This is a genomic window from Vibrio sp. 99K-1 (genome assembly GCF_013114585.1).
Taxonomy (GTDB): Bacteria; Pseudomonadota; Gammaproteobacteria; order Enterobacterales; family Vibrionaceae; genus Vibrio; species Vibrio chagasii_B.
Map to the genome: position 1 here is coordinate 53,172 of NZ_VTXF01000001.1, position 18,462 is coordinate 71,633.

The 18,462-nt window shown below is 43.1% G+C and carries 17 protein-coding genes; 9 read left to right on the forward strand and 8 right to left on the reverse strand.

Annotation, left to right across the window (positions count from 1 at the left end):
- The first annotated feature begins 150 nt into the window (after nucleotides 1-150).
- The gene (locus F0228_RS00235) at nucleotides 151-1,425 is read left to right on the forward strand and encodes an HD domain-containing phosphohydrolase (RefSeq protein WP_061031280.1); all 1,275 of its coding nucleotides are present in this window, start codon (nucleotides 151-153) and stop codon (nucleotides 1,423-1,425) included.
- Nucleotides 1,426-1,538: 113 nt separating this feature from the next.
- Entirely contained in the window at nucleotides 1,539-1,841 is a 303-nt protein-coding gene (locus tag F0228_RS00240) for a hypothetical protein (protein WP_253820264.1), read from the forward strand.
- Between the two features lie 125 nt (nucleotides 1,842-1,966).
- Here F0228_RS00240 and F0228_RS00245 read toward each other — a convergent pair whose 3' ends face one another.
- From F0228_RS00245 to F0228_RS00260, 4 genes are all read right to left on the reverse strand, one after another.
- A complete protein-coding gene (locus F0228_RS00245) occupies nucleotides 1,967-2,416 on the reverse strand; it encodes a PTS sugar transporter subunit IIA (RefSeq protein WP_008217330.1) in 450 nt (149 codons plus the stop codon).
- Nucleotides 2,413-3,669 carry a PTS ascorbate transporter subunit IIC gene (locus F0228_RS00250; protein ID WP_004740069.1) on the reverse strand — a complete coding sequence of 419 codons (1,257 nt, stop codon included), beginning with the start codon at nucleotides 3,667-3,669 and terminating at the stop codon, nucleotides 2,413-2,415. The genes F0228_RS00245 and F0228_RS00250 overlap by 4 nt, the downstream gene beginning before the upstream one ends.
- A 10-nt stretch (nucleotides 3,670-3,679) precedes the next feature.
- Entirely contained in the window at nucleotides 3,680-3,949 is a 270-nt protein-coding gene (locus F0228_RS00255) for a PTS sugar transporter subunit IIB (RefSeq protein ID WP_004740070.1), read from the reverse strand.
- Between the two features lie 285 nt (nucleotides 3,950-4,234).
- Nucleotides 4,235-4,711 (reverse strand): hypothetical protein, encoded by a 477-nt coding sequence (locus F0228_RS00260; RefSeq protein WP_008217326.1) that lies wholly within the window; start codon nucleotides 4,709-4,711, stop codon nucleotides 4,235-4,237.
- A 422-nt stretch (nucleotides 4,712-5,133) separates the two neighbouring features.
- Here F0228_RS00260 and F0228_RS00265 point away from each other — a divergent pair, with 422 nt between their 5' ends.
- The 4 genes from F0228_RS00265 to F0228_RS00280 all read left to right on the forward strand — a co-directional run bounded on the left by F0228_RS00265 (nucleotide 5,134) and on the right by F0228_RS00280 (nucleotide 8,623).
- Nucleotides 5,134-5,754: a hypothetical protein gene (locus tag F0228_RS00265; protein WP_171761661.1), complete on the forward strand. Its 621-nt coding sequence runs from the start codon at nucleotides 5,134-5,136 to the stop codon at nucleotides 5,752-5,754.
- A 445-nt stretch (nucleotides 5,755-6,199) separates the two neighbouring features.
- Nucleotides 6,200-7,408: a NupC/NupG family nucleoside CNT transporter gene (locus F0228_RS00270; RefSeq protein WP_004740074.1), complete on the forward strand. Its 1,209-nt coding sequence runs from the start codon at nucleotides 6,200-6,202 to the stop codon at nucleotides 7,406-7,408.
- Between the two features lie 296 nt (nucleotides 7,409-7,704).
- On the forward strand, nucleotides 7,705-7,974 hold the full coding sequence (locus F0228_RS00275) for a hypothetical protein (protein WP_171761662.1): 270 nt from the start codon (nucleotides 7,705-7,707) through the stop codon (nucleotides 7,972-7,974).
- Between the two features lie 31 nt (nucleotides 7,975-8,005).
- Nucleotides 8,006-8,623, forward strand: coding sequence for a class I SAM-dependent methyltransferase (locus tag F0228_RS00280; RefSeq protein WP_061031273.1), 618 nt, complete (start codon nucleotides 8,006-8,008; stop codon nucleotides 8,621-8,623).
- Nucleotides 8,624-8,732: 109 nt separating this feature from the next.
- Here F0228_RS00280 and F0228_RS00285 read toward each other — a convergent pair whose 3' ends face one another.
- Nucleotides 8,733-9,917, reverse strand: a complete 1,185-nt coding sequence (locus tag F0228_RS00285) for a DUF3541 domain-containing protein (RefSeq protein WP_171761663.1) — start codon at nucleotides 9,915-9,917, stop codon at nucleotides 8,733-8,735.
- A 284-nt stretch (nucleotides 9,918-10,201) separates the two neighbouring features.
- On the opposite strand from F0228_RS00285, the gene F0228_RS00290 reads away from it, so the two are divergent.
- Together F0228_RS00290 and F0228_RS00295 are read left to right on the forward strand one after the other, a co-directional pair.
- Nucleotides 10,202-11,557, forward strand: a complete 1,356-nt coding sequence (locus F0228_RS00290; protein ID WP_171761664.1) for a diguanylate cyclase — start codon at nucleotides 10,202-10,204, stop codon at nucleotides 11,555-11,557.
- A 163-nt stretch (nucleotides 11,558-11,720) separates the two neighbouring features.
- On the forward strand, nucleotides 11,721-13,376 hold the full coding sequence (locus F0228_RS00295) for a DEAD/DEAH box helicase (RefSeq protein ID WP_061031270.1): 1,656 nt from the start codon (nucleotides 11,721-11,723) through the stop codon (nucleotides 13,374-13,376).
- Between the two features lie 628 nt (nucleotides 13,377-14,004).
- Here the strand turns inward: F0228_RS00295 and F0228_RS00300 are convergent.
- Nucleotides 14,005-15,537: a DUF3612 domain-containing protein gene (locus F0228_RS00300; protein ID WP_081090288.1), complete on the reverse strand. Its 1,533-nt coding sequence runs from the start codon at nucleotides 15,535-15,537 to the stop codon at nucleotides 14,005-14,007.
- 169 nt (nucleotides 15,538-15,706) lie between these two features.
- Between F0228_RS00300 and F0228_RS00305 the strand changes: the two genes are divergently transcribed.
- Nucleotides 15,707-16,306 carry a malate synthase gene (locus tag F0228_RS00305; RefSeq protein WP_105057972.1) on the forward strand — a complete coding sequence of 200 codons (600 nt, stop codon included), beginning with the start codon at nucleotides 15,707-15,709 and terminating at the stop codon, nucleotides 16,304-16,306.
- 135 nt (nucleotides 16,307-16,441) lie between these two features.
- Here F0228_RS00305 and F0228_RS00310 read toward each other — a convergent pair whose 3' ends face one another.
- Nucleotides 16,442-17,458: a GGDEF domain-containing protein gene (locus F0228_RS00310; protein ID WP_061031267.1), complete on the reverse strand. Its 1,017-nt coding sequence runs from the start codon at nucleotides 17,456-17,458 to the stop codon at nucleotides 16,442-16,444.
- 556 nt (nucleotides 17,459-18,014) lie between these two features.
- Nucleotides 18,015-18,227 (reverse strand): cold-shock protein, encoded by a 213-nt coding sequence (locus F0228_RS00315; protein ID WP_004740083.1) that lies wholly within the window; start codon nucleotides 18,225-18,227, stop codon nucleotides 18,015-18,017.
- Nucleotides 18,228-18,462 lie beyond the last annotated feature (235 nt).

Here is an 18,462-nt window from a genome sequence, read left to right on the forward strand (position 1 = left end):
GCAACCATTTGTAGCACGATTTTTCCGTGATACGTTAGATCTATCACGAAACTCATTAAACCTTACATTAGTTGTGTATATAAACATTAACTATGCATTAGTATTGGCAGCCTAAATATATAAGAACAATAAAAATTCTAGGCTTAAGTAATGAATCAACATTGCCAAGACGTAACCGTAGACCTTAGAAAGGCTCTATTTGGTATAGCTAAGGCGCTTGATAACGTAGGTTTTGAAAGCAAAAATCATGGGCAACGAGTCGGTTATATCGCTTACCGCTGTGCCCTGAGTGTGGGTTGGGAAGAGGAACAAGCACAGCTTGCGTTCTCGTTGGGGCTCATTCACGACTGTGGTGTATCCCAAATTGATGAACAGCTCAGTTTGGTCTCAGGTTTTGTTCCTGATTCCACCCACCATCATTGTCAGAAAGGCTACCAAATCTTAAAAGAGTGTCCCGTACTTTCGATATTCTCTAAACCAGTGCTTTATCATCACACCCCTTGGGTGGAGCTTAAAGCGTTACCTATTAGTGAATTAGAGAAAGAGCTAGCCGCCATTGTCATGCTTGCCGATAGGGTTGATTATCTCTATGGCATTACGTCTTCCGATCGCTATGGCAACCTTACTCCTGATGGTAAAGCGAGCATTATCGAACGCTTGACTGAACAAGCAGATGAGATGTTCGAAACTAACCTTGTGCAACATATGTGTGAGCTTGTCGATTTGGACGACTTCTGGTTCTCGATGGAGATCCCTTACATCGAAAACATGAGGGACAATTTTGAGCCCGTGCCATTCTTCTCTCAACAGATGTCGTTGGATGAAACGGTCGCTTTTGCTGAGTTTATTGCCAATGTGGTGGATACCAAGAGCTCGTTTACCTTTAAGCATTCGTTGAAGGTAGGGCAGCTTTCAGAGTATCTCGCCAAGCAATTGGGTTACTCATATACAACGCAGCGTAAGCTCTATTTAGCTGGTTTGGTACACGATATCGGCAAGTTACAAACACCTGGTGATATTCTTCATAAACCGGGTTTTCTCACCGATGAAGAGTATTGCTGCATTAAGCGTCATGCGACAGATACACGGTTCGCACTTCAGGAGCTGTTTAGTTCACCTCAGATTTGTGAGTGGGCGTCGAATCATCATGAAAGGCTAGATGGTTCTGGTTATCCAATGGGTAAAACAGCAGAAGAATTGGATCAGCCCAGTCGAATTGTAGCCGTTGTAGACGTGTTCCAAGCATTGAGCCAATCTCGCCCGTATCGAAAGGGAATGACACTGGAAGAGACGATGGCGATTTTGACTGAGCACGTTGAGAATCATAAGCTCGACCGCGAAGTGTTTGAGTGTTTGAAGAAGCACGCTCAGTATTGCTTTGAGCTATCAACCGATAAGTGGGCTTACCCGGTTTACGAAACGTGATCATCTTAGAGCAGCTCTAATCCTCTCTCATTTTAGTTGCGCGTTTACAATAACTTACAGTGATGTAGCAAGGCTACTGATATGGTTGTAAAAACCATTCAAGGAATAAGCTGTTGAGAACGAAAATCATACTGCTAGCTTTGGTTGCCGCTTTATCAGGTTGTATGGATGAAGATGGTTACGATGAAGCGGTTTTAGAACAACTTGTCGATCGACAAGCGAATATTGAAGATGTGACGAAGAAACTAGGGCAGCCCGACCGCATTATCAATAACGATGGTTCTGTGGCTTATATTTATGAATATGAGCGTGATTTGCTCGCTTTTACGTTTTATAACGGGGAGTTGTTGTTCAAGGAGAGAGCCGCCAACGACGGTCTTTATGATTTTAAGATGATCAAACCAAGGGCTCAGTAAACCGTAAGGACAATAAATCGAGTTTGCTGATCAATTGGTATTGATTAAAGAGAGACAGAAAAGCGATAGCCGAGGCTATCGCTTTTTATTTGGGGGCTTGGTCGCTCAGGGGCAATATAGCGAGGTTAGTATCGCTTTAAGATCTCGATGATCTCTTGCTCTGTTTCTGCAGCGATAATAGCATCAATGTCATCATCATTTTGGAACAGCTCTGATAGCGCCATGATGGTATGGATATGACTATCTGAATCCATTGCCGCTAGAGTGATGGAAAGGTAAACGTCGCCGTTATCTTCCGACTCTAAATCAACACCTTTTTTGAATACAGTCACCTGCAGTGATGCTTCGTTTACGCCGTCTTCAGGACGAGCATGAGGCATTGCAATCTTTGGAGCTAGAACATAGTACGCGCCAATGTCCTTGTGCTTTTGTTTGATGGCTTCAACGTAGCTTGCTTCAATCTTGTTGCTCGCTAGTAGTGTTGAACATGTCACATCAATCGCAGCATCAACCGTTAGGTTTTCTTCAGAGTTGATGATAACGCCTTGGTTACCGACTAAATCGAATAAACTCATGAAACAATCCACCCTAGAATCAGACCAACCACACCGAAGTCGAAGTCAGCAAATGTTGTTGCTTCAAGGCCAAGTCCGCCAAGAACAGGAAGCAGTAGCATAGGCAAGAAAGAGATACATAGGCCTTGAGTGAATGAACCTAGAATCGCACCACGTAGGCCGCCAGTTGCGTTACCGTAAACGCCTGCCGCACCACCTACGAAGAAGTGAGGAACTACGCCCGCTACAATGATTGTCCAACCAAGTGCACCTTGTACTGCCATTGCTAGTAGGCCAGCGGCGAAAGAACAAAGGAAGCCGATTAGTACCGCGTTTGGTGCCACAGGGAATACCATTGGGCAGTCTAGAGCAGGTTTTGCGCCAGGTACTAGCTTGTCTGAGATACCTTTAAATGCAGGAACGATTTCAGCAATTAACATCTTCACACCTTGCAGTACGATGTAAACACCGCCGGCAAACACAAGAGACTGCATGAATGTGAACACAACCCAGTTTTGACCATTTGAAACGGTTTCTACGAACTCACCGCCAGCCACAATCGAAGCAAACATGAAGAAGATTGCCATGGTTGTTGCTACTGCGACAGGCGTGTCACGTAGGAACATTAGGCTCTTAGGAACATTAATGTCTTCAGTTGTTTTTGAGGTGTCACCGAACTTACTGCCAATGAAACCAGACACTAGGTATGAGAATGTTGAGAAGTGACCCATCGCTAGTTGATCGGTACCCATTACTTTCTCTGTGTATTTCTGAGCAAGTGCAGGCATGATAACCATCAGTGAACCCACAATGATCGAACCAATTGCAACTAGAGCTGTACCTTGAATGTTCGCTGTAGACAGGATAACTGCAACCAGCATAGACATGAACATTGTGTGGTGACCCGTTAAGAAAATATATTTTAGAGGTGTTAAACGAGCCAATAAAATATTTACAACGAATGCGAAGAACATAATTAGAGCCATTTCATAACCGAATGCTTCTTGTGCTAATGCCACAATTGCTTCGTTATTTGGAATAACACCACTTACGCCGAATGCTTCAGTAAATACTACTGAGAAATTATTTAGTGCGCCAACTAGAGCACCAGCACCAAAACCTAAAATTAGGAAACCCATTACGGTTTTAATTGTGCCTTTAAGAATGGTAGAAATATCTGCTTTCTGTGCAACTAAGCCAATGAAAGCAATTAAACCCACCATGATTGCTGGCTCTTTTAATAAGCCAAGCATAAACTCGAAAAAGTTTTGCATAATTTTGACCTTACATGAAAGTTTTTAGTTGTTCTTCGATTGATGCTTTGTCAAAAATATTTTGTAGACTGATGATGTTTTCTTTACCCGCTTCTTTTAGTTGATTCGCAACGTCAGTTGCAGCAACCCAGATATCCGCAGTGCTTGATGCTGCAGAAGATAGATCTTCGTGATCAACTTCAGCTTCAAAACCAATTTTCTTAGCCACATCTTTCACTGCCATTTCCATCATTAGAGAAGTACCAAGGCCGTTACCGCAAACTACAAGAATCTTTTTCATAATATTTGTCTCGATTGGATTTTAAGGTTTGAGAAACTTCGTTCTCTTATTGTGTGGGAGCATATTAATGGAAATATTGAGATCTCAATAAGACTTGCGTCACAAAGTCAAAATGAGATTGTGACGCAGATCTCGTTAAATTGCGCGAGAAATTCAGAGTGGGATCTTGATCAAATTAAGTTCTCACTTGAATATGCAACGTCTTTTATTTAGATAGGGAGGAGGATCTTTATTTGGATATTAGAATTTGAATCTTGAAAGGTTTAGCTAAGATTAAATGTTGAATTAATCGTATCTTCCGTAATCGGTAAGCATTTTCTTAAGCATGCTATTAACGTCTTTAGTCTTTTTACTTCTTTTAGTTAACTGGCTTAGAGAAGTTGGTTTTGATGCTTCAAGTTTATCTTCATCAATATCTTCAACTTTGTCTTTCATTTTTTGTACTGCTGGCAATAGCATTCTAATTTCTTCATTGTCAGCATTTGTTAACACAACAATATTTTCAGACTCAACTTGAGTAATGGTTAATATTCCGTGTTTAACCGATTCAACCTGTTCGCCAATCATAATTGACTCAGGAGCAACCGAACGATCAGTTAGTTGGCCTGTACGTAATTTAGCCGCACTGATAGCTCGAATATTTCCGGTGTTTTCAAACGCGACGATAACAGTATGAGTATTATAATATTCAACTACTGTCACATAACCGTGTCTATTTGTTTTGAATTTAGCTCCAATGTTCATATCGTGCGGAGCTTCCATTTTCTTCACGTGTTTCCTCTCTTAGTCTCAAGGCTGTTATATCTGATCAGCTCTATTCGTATTTTATAGATATTATTTGGTGAGATACCTACAAAGTATATACGTATCTAAACTTAAGATGAATCTTGAAGTCACGGTAAATGAGGTAGAGCACAGAAAACTGCTAATAATCACACAGAATTAACTAAGAGCTTACTTGGTGATCTACATGGGTTGAACATATTTCGTTCATTTCATAACTCTCATTTACAAGGGCTTGTTACTTAGCGTTTTATTGATTTACGACTCAATAAATTCAACCTGATGTGTGAGCTAATTTATAGAAATAAAGATTATATAAATTATTGATTTGATGAATGTTTACGGGGCGAGGCAATGTTTGTTAGAACAGCCTATTCAAAACAATAAGATAGGTAAATCTAATGAAAAAACTCGTCAGTTTGCTGCTTGCTGCAGTATCTCTAGGGCTTTCCGGTTGTGCGACAGTATTAACCGCAGAGCAAAGTGCACCTCAACTCAATGAAGTTCCGCAAGAAAAAGCGCTGACTATAGCTGTGATCGACAAGCGACCATACGTTCTCGATCACGATAAAGAGCCAAAGTTCGAAGGTATTATTCGCAGCTCATTAGGTATTCCTTATACCTACAACACGGCGACACAGCAGCCAATGTCTCAGTTTTTAACGGATAGACTAGTAGCAGGCTTGAAAAAACAGCAAGTTGCCGTTGAGTCTGTTGAGACGACACCGGAAGAGGATATCACTAAGGTTGCCGAGCAGATGAAAGCGTTCGACAACAAATCAATGATGTTCGTCTTGAATGAATGGAAGTATGACTTTCACGCGTTCACGGACAATTCTTGGTACAACGTTAATGTGATTATTTATGATGAAGCTGGTAAGAAGCTACTCAGCAAAAACTTCCAAGGGGAGAATGATGTGCCTGATGGCGGTGCAATCATCAATGAGATGCAACGGATCTACAAACAGCGCTTTGAAGAGATATTTCGAGATCCTGAAGTGAAAAGTGCACTACTAAACTAGTCATTCCTACTTTCTAACATATTTTGAAAAAGCCACTTCATGTGGCTTTTTGTTTTAATGGTGTTTTTATTTCTCTTATTTATTGCTGATAAAGTGAATTATCACGGTAAATAGTTCGACTTTGTGTGTTTTTTGACCGCGCGATCGTTTGCGTTAAAAAATGTGATGAAAGTCTCAATCAACTGTTTATACTTCTCTTCCGGTTTTAAGCCGGTGCTTAGCCAATACAAGCCGTCACATGGATATGTGAATGACCCCACGGACCGGACCAGCTACGTTCCACTGCTTGTATAAGGTGATTTTTTACATGAACAACTCGTTGTTACAGTCGCTAACTTTGTTAGCCCCTTCATCGCGTAGCGTTTTGCTTGCGGTTCTTTGTCCTGTTCCTTTGATGTCATTCGCTTGGCTCATGTTCACTCTATAAGGATTACTAGGACACATTATGAATATTCTATTTGGTTTTGTCGGTGTTATTGCACTGATTGCTTGCGCGTACCTGCTATCTGAAAGTCGTTCTTCGATTAACTGGAAAACGGTGATTCGTGCACTACTACTTCAAATCGGCTTCGCAGCTTTAGTTTTGTACTTCCCGTGGGGACAGTTAGCGTTAACAAGTCTAAGTAATGGTGTTTCTAGCCTGCTTGGTTTTGCTGACGCGGGTATTGCTTTCCTTTTCGGTGATCTTGCTACTGAAGGTTTCATTTTCGCGGTTCGCGTACTTCCAATCATTATCTTCTTCAGTGCTTTGATCTCTGCGCTTTATTACTTAGGCATCATGCAGAAAGTGATTCAAATCTTAGGTGGAGCGGTGCAAAAACTGCTTGGCACAAGTAAAGCTGAATCTCTGGTAGCGACTGGTAATATCTTCCTTTCTCAGGGTGAGTCTCCTCTTCTTATTCGTCCATTTTTAAAGTCTATGACTCGTTCTGAACTGTTTGCTGTAATGGCAGGTGGTATGGCGTCGGTAGCTGGCAGTGTACTTGGTGGTTATGCTGGCCTTGGTGTTGAGCTTAAATACCTTATTGCTGCGAGCTTCATGGCGGCTCCGGGTAGCTTGTTAATGGCGAAGATCATCGTTCCTGAACGCAGCACACCGAGTGACTACGACCACATTGAGCTAGATAAAGCTGACCAAAGCAACGTGATTGATGCGTTGGCTAGCGGCGCGATGAACGGTATGAAAGTCGCAGTGGCGGTTGGTACTATGTTGATTGCATTTGTGAGTGTGATTGCCATGGTAAACACAGGCTTAGAAAGCCTAGGTGATACGTTCGGCTTTGCGGGTATCACGTTGCAAGCAATCTTCGGTTACCTATTCTCACCACTAGCATGGCTAATCGGTATTCCGAGTGATGAAGTATTAATGGCGGGTTCTTACATTGGTCAGAAGATCGTAATGAACGAGTTTGTTGCTTTCATCGACTTTGTAGAGAACAAAGCACTGCTATCTGAACACAGCCAAGTGATTGTGACATTTGCTCTATGTGGCTTTGCTAACATCGGTTCTATCGCGATTCAACTGGGCTCTATCGGCGTAATGGCACCAGAGCGTCGTGCTGAAGTTGCTAACCTAGGTTTGAAAGCGGTAGCTGCTGGTACGCTAGCAAACCTAATGAGTGCATGTTTAGCGGGTATCTTCATCCTGCTTTAAGCTAGGTTTAGCAAAAACAGCTAAATTCACTAAAAGCGGGCACCTTACTTACGGAGTTTACGTAAGAAGGGTGCCCGCTTTTTTGTGTCTGCTAGTTAAGTGAATTCGGAGTTACCACTTCTCTCACCGCTTCTATTGCGTTTCAGGCTCACTCGGAAGAGTAATAGAGCAAGCCTGTTTTATCCGATATACTTCAATATCATTAGGTTGCGATTAATAACGTTCGGCTTCGATTAAGAACAATCGGTTTTCACCAGAACAAAAGCAACCAAGTCCAATTAATCAAAGGTCTTCCCATGAACATGCGCGTCCTCATCGGTCTTATTACCACCTTCATTGGCTTATTTGCGTTGGTTTATCTTATTGCTGGTGGTGAACAGTTTCCTATCTCTCAGTGGCCAAAAGAAGCTTATCTCGGTTTAGTATTTAGTGTTGTATGGGGCGCAGGTGTAGCAGCATCGGCAGCGTACTTCTTCTCAGCACTGGTGTTCGTGACCGTTGCCGCGGTTTGTTATGCGATTGGTTATAAGATCGGTGGCTTATTTACTAACGACTCTGACGCCTAGCAAGTCTGACTATGTGGTTGAGTTGCGTGTAATGCATTGGCGTGATCGTTTTAAGGTGTATTGGTATCACCGAAAGCAAACCCACCGTTGGAAAGGGGATAGGGCAAAGTCTCTAGGTTGGACCAACGAAGAGAGCCAGTTGTGTCGCTTCGAAGTAATTGCACGCGCGACAGATTTTGAAAATAAGAGTGTTTTGGATTTGGGATGTGGCTATGGAGAGTTGTTCGAACTGCTCGATAGTATCTACCGCATCCAATCATACACAGGCGTTGACCAGCATGCCGACTTTCTTAAAAAGGCCAAGCAAAACTACACCGAAGCTCGCTGCAAGTTTATGGCGGGTGACATGAGTAAAATGAATCTAGAAGCGCACGATGTGGTTATTGCCAGTGGCTCTTTGAACTATATCTCTCGCGATTCTGATTACCTAACTAACATGATTACTCGTATGTTTGGACTAGCGAATCAGGCGGTGATTTTTAATCTGCTCAATTCAAGCCAATATCCTTCGCGTAATACCTTGATGAGTTATCATCCTCAAGGCGTCTATCGCTTCTGTAAAACGCTGTGTGACGATGTCTCTTTGATTGAAGGTTACACGGAAGGGGATTTCACGATAGTGATGAACAAAGCCGTTTCTGAAGCTTAATGAACGACTATTCTTGGATTGATGTCGTAGTAACGTAACAGACATTAAAAAGCCGCAGGCCTCGAAAGGTGTGCGGCTTTTTAGATTCTGTAGATAAACCTTGGAGTTTCTATCTACTCAATGGTTGGTTTTCAATGAGCCCGTAAGGAATCGTTTTAAACACTTTCGGGTTGCCCTTGAACGTTGGCGCTTCGTTCACTTGTTGCCAATCGAGTAGCATGATTGCCAATACGTTGCGATGTTCGCCGTACTCAAGGTCAAAGTCACCCGTGATAGAAGGGATCATCCCGTGTTTCTTATCAATAGAGGCTTGGATTGCAAGGCGGGTCTTCTCTACTACTGGATCATCTTCCAAGCCAGCAAGTAGGAAGGTCAAGCCAACTTCGGCAATCACATCTTCTTTTGCACGCAGTAGGATGGTATCGATGTTTTCTCTAAAGTAATCGTAGATCCATTGGTGCTCTTGCTCGCTTACTTGATGTTGGTAGTATTCGGAATCACCAAAGATGACATGTGTCATGCCATAGATCTTATTACCGTATTGTTGGCTTGAAAGCTTCTTGTCCTTGTCGTCGGGATACGCTTTTTTGAAGGTATCGACGAACTCATCAACCACATCTTGTTCACCCAACTGACGTAGCCAGTAAACTTGATTCGCTAGTTGAGCCGCCCACGCTTTCACCATGTCTTCATTGGTTACATAACGAGAAAAGTCATAGCGACGAATGATTTCGCGTAGCTTGGCATCGTTCTTGTGTTCCAAACCGTATTCACTGGCACGTGCCATAGAGCCAAGAAGATCAACGCCTAGATATAGATATTCGGGCATATGCTTGGTGATATTGTAACGTCGTACACTGCGCTCATCGTCATCACCGACGTAAGAAGCAACACGTTTCTCTGAATAAAGGACGATTTGCTCCATGGTGTGAACATCATTCGACAGGCTGCTGAGCTTACTAGCGACACGGGCCATATCGCTCCATACCGCTGCGGCGTATTTGTCGTCCAATGTTTGGCGATACATACGTAAACCGTAGTGACCCTCTTTGAACGCTGGGAGAGTGAAGAGTTGGCTTTCATAGGTGGTGCGAATCAGGTCGGCTGATTGTTTGAAAGATTGGTGTTGAGTATCGAGAGAATCAGCTTGTGATTGGAGGTTTGGTACGTTTTTTTCCTGCTTATTCTGTTGTACGTCAACAGCCTCATATGTATCAGAGGAAGCTTGTGCTTGAAACGCAACGGCTACAGAGGCAGATAATAAAGTGCACAGAGTGAGGGTCTTTAACTTCATTTTTTAAGGTACCAAGCTGATTGTTCGTAAGTATAAAATAACACCGATGAATCCTTTAATGTAAGGCTTGGGTCAATACAATGTAAGCTTTATAAGGTTCATTTAGGTTTTTTGATTGAATAATCAGGGTAGTTAACTGGCTATCAGTGATGAATGACTCAATAATGAATGTAGACCAGACTCAAAGTGTGGATTTTTAATAACATGTCGGCATACTGACACAACAAGCCAGAAATGAGCCGATTCAAGGCAGTAAACAGAACAAAAGTGTTAGAGGTTCTCGAATGCCAAGTCGTTTTAGCAAGCAGTGGCCTGCCAAATTATTATCGTTGTTATTTTTCTTTATTGTCGCGAGTGCGATTGAGTATTTTCACGCCAAGCAATTAACCTTCCTCAAGAACGAGTCCTATTCAGTCGCTAAAAAGCAGTTATCGATTATTCGCTCCCGCATAGAAGCGACGATCGTGTCTGATATGTATATCCTTAATAACTTCTCAACCCTTGTAACGATCAATCCTAATGGCGATCAAAAAGGTTGGGATCAGATAGCTCAGAACATTATTCGAGATGGCTTCCACATTCGATTGATTGGTCTTGCTGAAAACGATGTACTTAATTTTGTTTATCCATTGGAAGGCAATGAGCAGATCCTTGGCATTGATTATCGAAACCATCCCATCCAATGGGAGTCAGTTGAGATTGCTCGCAACATAGGTAACACCTTTATTGCTGGTCCTTTTGATCTGTTCCAAGGTGGGCAAGCCTTAATAACAAGAACCCCTATTTTTAGAGATCCTCCTTTTAATCAAAACTATTGGGGCGTATCGAGCGCGGTTATCGACTTAGATGCACTGTTAGAAGATGTAGGTGTTGGTAAGATTGAAAACAAATACAACCTAGCCATTCGAGGGGCGAATAGTGCTGGTAAAAATGGCGAGGTTTTCTACGGAACAGAAGATGTGTTTACTAATGCTTTTACAACTGAACAGGTAAACTTTCCTTACGGAGGTTGGTATTTGGCGTTATCGGGGAACGACCACGTACTGATGGATGTGCCTTGGTCTCGAATCCATAGTGTTAGGCTGATTGGGTATGGGTTGATGCTGATTCTTATGGGCGCTTACTTCATGATCTATCGCCTTTATCGTATTGCTGATAGCCGTTCAATGCATGATGAACTGACCATGTTGCCAAACCGACGCTACTTTATGTATAGCCTCAAGCAAGCATTCAAAACGGTTCAGAAGCAGCGAACGAAGACTTTCGCCGTGGTGAATATCGACCTTGATGGTTTTAAAGCGATTAACGATACTTATGGTCACGCGGCAGGTGACAAGGTATTGATTGAGTGCGCCAAACGAATCAAGAGTATGCTGCGCATCTCAGATATTGTTGCGCGTATTGGTGGTGATGAGTTTTTGGTACTGCTGCCACGCATTATTGATGAGCAACACGTGGCAACCATTACGCAAAAGCTACAAGGCGCGATATGCGAAACGCCAGTGGTTTATGAAGCACACTCGTTTTATCTCAGAATCAGTGTGGGGTGGGTCATTTATGACAACAGCTTTAATGATGTCGATGGCCTGTTGAAAGCCGCTGATGAAAAAATGTACGAGCAGAAGCGTCAGATAACCTAGAAAGAATCTCAGTTGCGATTAGAATTTAGTTGCTGAATGTGGGGAAAAGCCTCAGAATACCGCGCTTTGCTCCGTATCAATGATTTGATCAGCAAAAGCTGCAGCGACACCCTTTTATCATTTGTCGCTCGTACTAAATGTTATTCAACTGAGAAAATAATCTATGAGTTTTACCTCCCTTGGCCTTTCAGAACCAATCCTTAAAGCTATTGAAGCACAAGGTTACGATAAGCCATCACCAATCCAAGAGAAAGCCGTGCCAGCTGTCCTGACGGGCAAAGATGTTATGGCCGCTGCTCAAACAGGGACAGGTAAAACTGCTGGCTTCACGCTACCTATTCTTGAATTACTATCAAAAGGCCCTCGTGTTCGTCAGAACCAAGTGCGCGCATTGGTATTAACACCGACTCGTGAACTTGCTGCTCAGGTGAATGGCAGTGTTGTTAAGTACGGTATCAATCTACCTTTGACTTCGAGTGTTGTATTCGGTGGCGTAAAAATTAACCCTCAGATGCAAAAACTACGTAAAGGCAGTGATGTGCTGGTGGCAACACCGGGTCGTCTACTTGACCTATACAACCAAAATGCAGTGCGTTTCGATCAACTAGAGATCCTAGTGTTAGACGAAGCGGACCGTATGCTAGACATGGGTTTCATCCGTGACATTCGTAAGATCTTGGCTTTCTTACCTAAGAAACGTCAGAACCTACTGTTCTCTGCGACTTTCTCTGACGATATCCGTAGCTTAGCGAAAGGCTTGGTTAATAACCCGGTTGAAATCTCAGTAAGCCCTGCAAACTCGACGGCGAAAACGGTTGAACAGAGTATCTACCCAGTCGATAAGAAGAAAAAGAGCCCAATGCTTGCGAAGCTGATCAAAGACAATGATTGGCGTCAGGTGTTGGTATTTAGCAAAACTAAGCACGGTGCAAATAAGCTGGCTCGCTTCCTAGATGAACAAGGCATTACTGCTGCACCTATTCATGGTAACAAGAGCCAAGGTGCTCGTACTAAAGCGCTAGAGAACTTCAAAACGGGTAAGGTACGAGTGTTAGTCGCAACTGATATCGCGGCTCGTGGTATTGATATCCCACAACTGCCTCAAGTGGTTAACTTCGACCTTCCACACGTTTCAGAAGACTATGTACACCGTATCGGTCGTACAGGTCGTGCGGGTGAAGTAGGTAAAGCAATCTCATTGGTTTGTGCGGATGAAGTTGGTGAGCTGTTCGGTATTGAACGTCTAATTCAACAAGTGCTAGAGCGCCGTGAACTTGAAGGTTTCTCGCCAGTAAACAAGCTTCCGGAGTCGCGTTTGGATACGCGTCCAATTAAGCCTAAAAAGCCGAAGAAAGCGAAACAACCACGTGAACATGTGGATGGTCAACGTTCGGGTGATAACGCTCGCGGTCATAAGCCTACAGGTAAGAACAAGCGCCATGTACCAGGTACCGGTTCTGCGCCAAAACGTAAACCTACACACGCTAGAAAGCCTGCTGAAAACGGTTCAGCTGCTGCGGGTGAAGAGAAGTCAGTAAGAAACAATGGCAGTAACTTCAAGCGTGGGAATACAGGTAAGAAGCCAGCTTCGAACCACTCTAATTCACAAAGCCACTCAGGTTCACAAAGCAATTCGGGTTCACAGGGGCGTTCGGGCTCAAAAAATAATCAAGGTAAACCGACAGGCTCTGGCAAAGCGAAGAAGTCTGGATACGGTGGCAGCTACGGCCCAGGTAAGTCATCGAATAAGCCTTCAGGAAACAGACCTTCGGCGAACAAACCGTCTCGATCTCGTTCGAAGCCTGCGCCTCAGAAGTAAGAATTTCTGCTGCTAGTGCCATAAGCAGAGTGTTGCTTTCTTGAAAGCCTAAATCGCTCTGCAACAGCACTGAGATAAACGCGAATATTGATGATCAATGTTCGCGTTTTTTTATGCGTGTGGTATCGAAAAGTGATAGGTCGAAAGGGATGTTAAACTTATTGAATCTATTGAAAAAGAGTAATTTAACTCAAGGTTAATCTGTCTTTAATAAGTTTTTAATAACAACATAATCACTAGCGTTTTTGTTGATATTTGCAATTTGCAATTCCAGTTTGCAAAACAAACAGGAATTTACGGCTAATACGTGTCCAGATGCGTAGTAAATAGGTGATTTAAAAGTTGGCACGTATGCTGCATTATTAGAGGTGACCCTTCTTAAGCCGAGGGTCACCTAGCCAACTGACGTTGTTAGTGAACCCTTATTGTTCACACAAAATATATGACCAATCACCCTTTTGTGATTGGTTTTTTTTTGTCTGAATTTGAGGTTCTATTTTTGTTTTACTTCTTACTTTCTTCCAAAACCAAGCAAATCGAATTATCCATTAACCCTAATTAGCTCAACTTTGCTAAGCAAAACAAGCAGAGCATGAGTGTTCAGGCCCATGCTCCACCGGTTTCGCTATTAACTCTCACCGCACTTTGAATAACAGCTTGGTTGGCGTGGGCACTCTCCGCCTCTTGAGCAGATAAGCCTCGCCTCTGTTTCTATCCCACGTTCAATCCAATTTATATTTAGAATCTTGGCGATGGTCGTGAGATCTTTCTTGATGTTACGTGGGATCGCTACAGAGCCTCCATTGTCAACGCACGAAGCTTTTAGCTGCTCTGCTATTTCTCTTGAATTACCGCCTTGGGCATCAATCGCAGGGTTGAGGTCTATGCCTGCACACAATACGCGATTGTTACCCGCCGGATCCGTCATGTTGATGGATTCGCAACAGTAGATTCTTGGCTCGTCACCCACGTTTAAAATGGAGATTTGAGCTGAGCTACCCGCACGAGGCTCTGATAATCGACGGAACACAGCCCAATGCTGACATGGGTCGGCCACCGTTCTCATATTCCCCCAAGGCAGTGGAATCCCGTTCCCGCGGTATACCGCCTTGAGTTTCCCCGGTCCATAAGCATCAAAGTAGTGCCAGTGAGGGTAGGGGGATACTACCGTCATTCGTCGCATCGCAACAGAGGGGGAAACCCCTGCTCTTTGGTGGACATCGATTTCATAACCGGTACGGTCAAGCAGCTGTCTGAAAGGAACCTTCGGGCACAGCAGAGCACCAGCAAAGAAGCTGGATTCAAAATCTCGCCACGCTTGCAAAATATCTTGAGAGTTGAGTTGAGAAGACCCTGATACTTGGTTGTCGTCCCATGTGTTGTTATTTCCCACCGATAACACACTCTTTAGTCCTTCTTTGCTATGCAAAATGCAATGGCCGATGTAAACCGACAAGTCGTATTTCAAACGCGTTGGATACTCTTTGAGGATTTCATTCAAGAAGATAGTGCCAGGAGGTTCAAAGAACGACGTCACTAACTGCTTGGCATTGATTCCTAGCTCATCGACCACGTCTTGTGGTGTGCGTGTTACCCAGCGGATATTGATTCCAAGGCTTCTAGCGATGTCTATCAGGTCTTCTATGCTAAGGTTGAGTCGTTTTAGGCCTACCTCTTCAGCGGCGCGCTCAAGGTCAGGGAAGTGGTTCTGGTGGCTCTCTTGATGCGCTCTAATCAATAGATGTGCGAACTGACGGCCCGATATACCGGTCTGTGACAACATCTCTGGTATCGCGATTTGCAGGATGTCGTTGGAGAAAAGAAAGCTAGGCTCAAGAGCCATACCGCTAATCCCGCCACGATTACCTTTGTCGGGAGCAATGGCCTGCTGTTCTGATTCATCGTCGAGAAACCACGTTGGGTTTTTCTGAAAGACCTGCGCGATCACTTCAAGCATATCGATGCTTGGCACCCGCTTTCCACGTTCAATCATTGAGAGGTAAGAAACGGAAGGGGCGTATTCTGGGTTGATTCTAATACAACGCGCAGACAGGTCTTCCATCGTTAAATGGTTACGCTTCCTAAGATTTCGGATTTTCGTACCTAGGAAATGTGACTGACGAACTAAACTTTTTGACAAGGCCATATTTGTAAAATTCACATTGTAAAATTTTTGTTGTGAAATTGTATGTAAAAAAGCGCTAATCTACAAACTAAGCAATTCACAAAATGACAAATAAATTAAACGTTAGTTTGGAATAATTGCTCTAGAACACATTTTTGCGTTACAAATCGGTGGTTTTCACCGGACTGGTCAAGAGGGAAAGACTATGAATATGCTGACATTCGATAAAACAGAAATCCAAAAACAATCAAAGCCATTTATCGCTGAAGCTGTCTTTGCCGTGGAGACAATCAGTGCAAACCAACAAAATGAGAAACAAGTGAAAGCGAAGCAACTGCTTGACCGCCTGTTTCCTCTAGAGCATGGTTCGCATCAAGATGTGACGAGCTACGTAGTCGATTACCGCCATATTATGGCTTACTTTAAAGATGGCCAGCACAGCGGCCTTAAGCACCCTAAGCACTTCGTGGCTTACATGGGAGAGAAAAGTGACCCGGATTCAATCCTGTTCCGCGATGGCAGCGGCAGTCACCTAGAAGTAATGTTTGGTTGCCATAAAGGGACGGGGTGCATTGAGCTAGTTGAGATTGATGATATCCAACTGGAGTCGTGCACGACTTTTGGTCAATCTCCAGCTGAATCAACGAATACCATCTTACACCAAGAAACTATTGCTGCGATGCGACACTGGATCAGCCTAGTTAAAGGTGATGAAAAGGGTAAACCAAAGGCGTGTAGTGAAGATAAAGAATTTAGAGCAAAAAGTGGTGAGGACTACTGCCTAAATTACTGTTTCCAAATTTAAAGCCGAGCCTTCAGCGCTCTGAATCAAGGGCACAATAAACTAAAAGCCCCAAAGGTAATGCCTTTGGGGTTTTCTAATTTCAATAAAGGCGAAACACGCGTAATTCGCTTAAATAGCCTGGACCAATGATGATCCTTATAGAGGCATAACTCGATTACGGCCAAGTGTTTTGGCTTCGTAAAGCAGCCTATCGGCGCGTTCGATCAGCGATTGAGGGGATTCCCCAGGTTCAAGCTCGGCCACACCAAAAGAGGCGGTAATATTGCCGACTTGTTCACCACTGCGACGGTCTTTAATCGACAGCTTTTCTAACGAACGACGGTTTGTATCAGCAAGTTGACGTGCGATACGCACGGATTTATTTGGCACAATAAGTGCGAACTCTTCACCGCCAAATCGATATGCTGAAATACCCTCACGACAACTTAGCTTAAGCTTGCGAGCAATACCTTTTAGAACCATATCACCAAACAAGTGACCGTAGGTGTCGTTGAAGTTCTTAAAGTGGTCGATGTCGAGCAAGATCAAACATAGAGATTGGTTGGCTTCACAGAGTGTCTCTAAATCTCGGTCGAAAGAGCGACGGTTGTATAGGGTGGTGGTGCTGTCAAACAGTGCGTCTTTCTGTACTTCAACAAGCTGGCTTTTGAGCTTAGAGATTTCAGAGGTCGCTGAGTTTAGCTGAGAATTCAAGAATTGAGTTGAATGACGGATGTTTCGAGATTCAGAAACAAGCTGACGTACTAGAGACATCACCTCGTCGATAGAGAGGCTTTCATTTTCAACGCGAGACAGATCTTCAAAGCTTTTATCGATCATATCCGAGAAAGCCGAAGTATCCGTTAGCGTATCATTCATAGAGTTTGATACTTCAGATACCAACAGCTCTAAGTTAGCGCGCAGATCATTGATATTGGTTTCAGATTTGCTGGCAACGTAGTTGTTGTAAAGTTGCTCACCGACTGCTGGGGGGCAGATACCATAATGTTCCAGTACCCCATCCATATCTTTAGTCAGTTGCGGGATCGCATTATCGACATAGGTGTACCAAAGTGCGTAATTTGCAGGTGTGGTGGACACCCTGTTCTTCATCATAAGAGGCACCGCTTTTTTTAGATTAGCGGTGGATTTCTGGAATTCGTCTTTGTTCATTATTTTTACTGCAGATATCAAACCAACTAAAGCCACTAGTGGACAAGGTTAGCGGATTTCGAAGTGCTTTGCTTTAAAAATTATATAATTAATGGATGAGGGTTTGATAAATCACTCATTTTTATTATGAATATCGATTGCGTACTTATAATGCCCATCTAATGGATTGTTCTTTAAACATATTTCTGGTTATTCACTTTGTCGCCAAAGTCGATATTGGTGTGAGAACTAGGTGAAAAGATGAACGCTCAGGATGAGTGGTGACTTCTAGAAAGTGGTGAATGAAATTATGAGCTGAAGCGGTGTTGCTTACACTGGAACTGTTTGAACGGGAACATTGAGTCTATGAGATGCTGTTATGTAAAGTAACTTTGAATCTTAATCTAGTGGGTATTGAATGATGTGACGATTGTTGGAGTCGGGACGGGCTAGGGTGTAATGCGTGTAATAGAGAAAGCGCTTGATGGCAGAAGGGGTAGGAAAATATTTTTTCGACAGATAGAAAAAAGCGCCGATAAAAATCAGCGCTTTAAAATTCTTTTTAGCTAAATGCTAATTATTGAGCAACAACGTTTGCTGCTTGTAGGCCTTTTTGACCGTTTTCAACTTCGAAAGAAACCTTTTGGCCTTCTTTCAGAGTTTTGAAGCCTTCAGAAACGATAGCACGGAAGTGTACGAATACGTCAGCGCCGCCGTTGTCTTGAGAAATGAAGCCGAAACCTTTCTCTTCGTTAAACCATTTTACAGTGCCAGTATTTGTGTTAGACATAATTTGTCCCTTATTCATAAATTTTCTAAATTGTTGATTGCATTCAATGCAATGCGCTGATAATTGAATTATTTAATATTGCTAAGAAATAAGGAAAAACTACTTACAAAAACGGGTAACGATTTTACATGTCAATTTTTTACTATTCATCTAACTTAAATAACTCCGGCTAACAGAGCGAGTGCATGTTAACACAGTCTTTCGAGATGTACACACATTGATTGCAAAATCAGTG

Coding starts and splice junctions, on each gene's coding strand:
- F0228_RS00315 (WP_004740083.1), bottom strand. CDS start 18,227: ATGTCTAACACAAATACTGGCACTGTAAAATGGTTTAACGAAGAGAAA.
- F0228_RS00265 (WP_171761661.1), top strand. CDS start 5,134: ATGAAAAAACTCGTCAGTTTGCTGCTTGCTGCAGTATCTCTAGGGCTT.
- F0228_RS00260 (WP_008217326.1), bottom strand. CDS start 4,711: ATGGAAGCTCCGCACGATATGAACATTGGAGCTAAATTCAAAACAAAT.
- F0228_RS00295 (WP_061031270.1), top strand. CDS start 11,721: ATGAGTTTTACCTCCCTTGGCCTTTCAGAACCAATCCTTAAAGCTATT.
- F0228_RS00245 (WP_008217330.1), bottom strand. CDS start 2,416: ATGAGTTTATTCGATTTAGTCGGTAACCAAGGCGTTATCATCAACTCT.
- F0228_RS00275 (WP_171761662.1), top strand. CDS start 7,705: ATGAACATGCGCGTCCTCATCGGTCTTATTACCACCTTCATTGGCTTA.
- F0228_RS00305 (WP_105057972.1), top strand. CDS start 15,707: ATGAATATGCTGACATTCGATAAAACAGAAATCCAAAAACAATCAAAG.
- F0228_RS00255 (WP_004740070.1), bottom strand. CDS start 3,949: ATGAAAAAGATTCTTGTAGTTTGCGGTAACGGCCTTGGTACTTCTCTA.
- F0228_RS00310 (WP_061031267.1), bottom strand. CDS start 17,458: ATGAACAAAGACGAATTCCAGAAATCCACCGCTAATCTAAAAAAAGCG.
- F0228_RS00290 (WP_171761664.1), top strand. CDS start 10,202: ATGCCAAGTCGTTTTAGCAAGCAGTGGCCTGCCAAATTATTATCGTTG.
- F0228_RS00280 (WP_061031273.1), top strand. CDS start 8,006: ATGCATTGGCGTGATCGTTTTAAGGTGTATTGGTATCACCGAAAGCAA.
- F0228_RS00270 (WP_004740074.1), top strand. CDS start 6,200: ATGAATATTCTATTTGGTTTTGTCGGTGTTATTGCACTGATTGCTTGC.
- F0228_RS00285 (WP_171761663.1), bottom strand. CDS start 9,917: ATGAAGTTAAAGACCCTCACTCTGTGCACTTTATTATCTGCCTCTGTA.
- F0228_RS00235 (WP_061031280.1), top strand. CDS start 151: ATGAATCAACATTGCCAAGACGTAACCGTAGACCTTAGAAAGGCTCTA.
- F0228_RS00250 (WP_004740069.1), bottom strand. CDS start 3,669: ATGCAAAACTTTTTCGAGTTTATGCTTGGCTTATTAAAAGAGCCAGCA.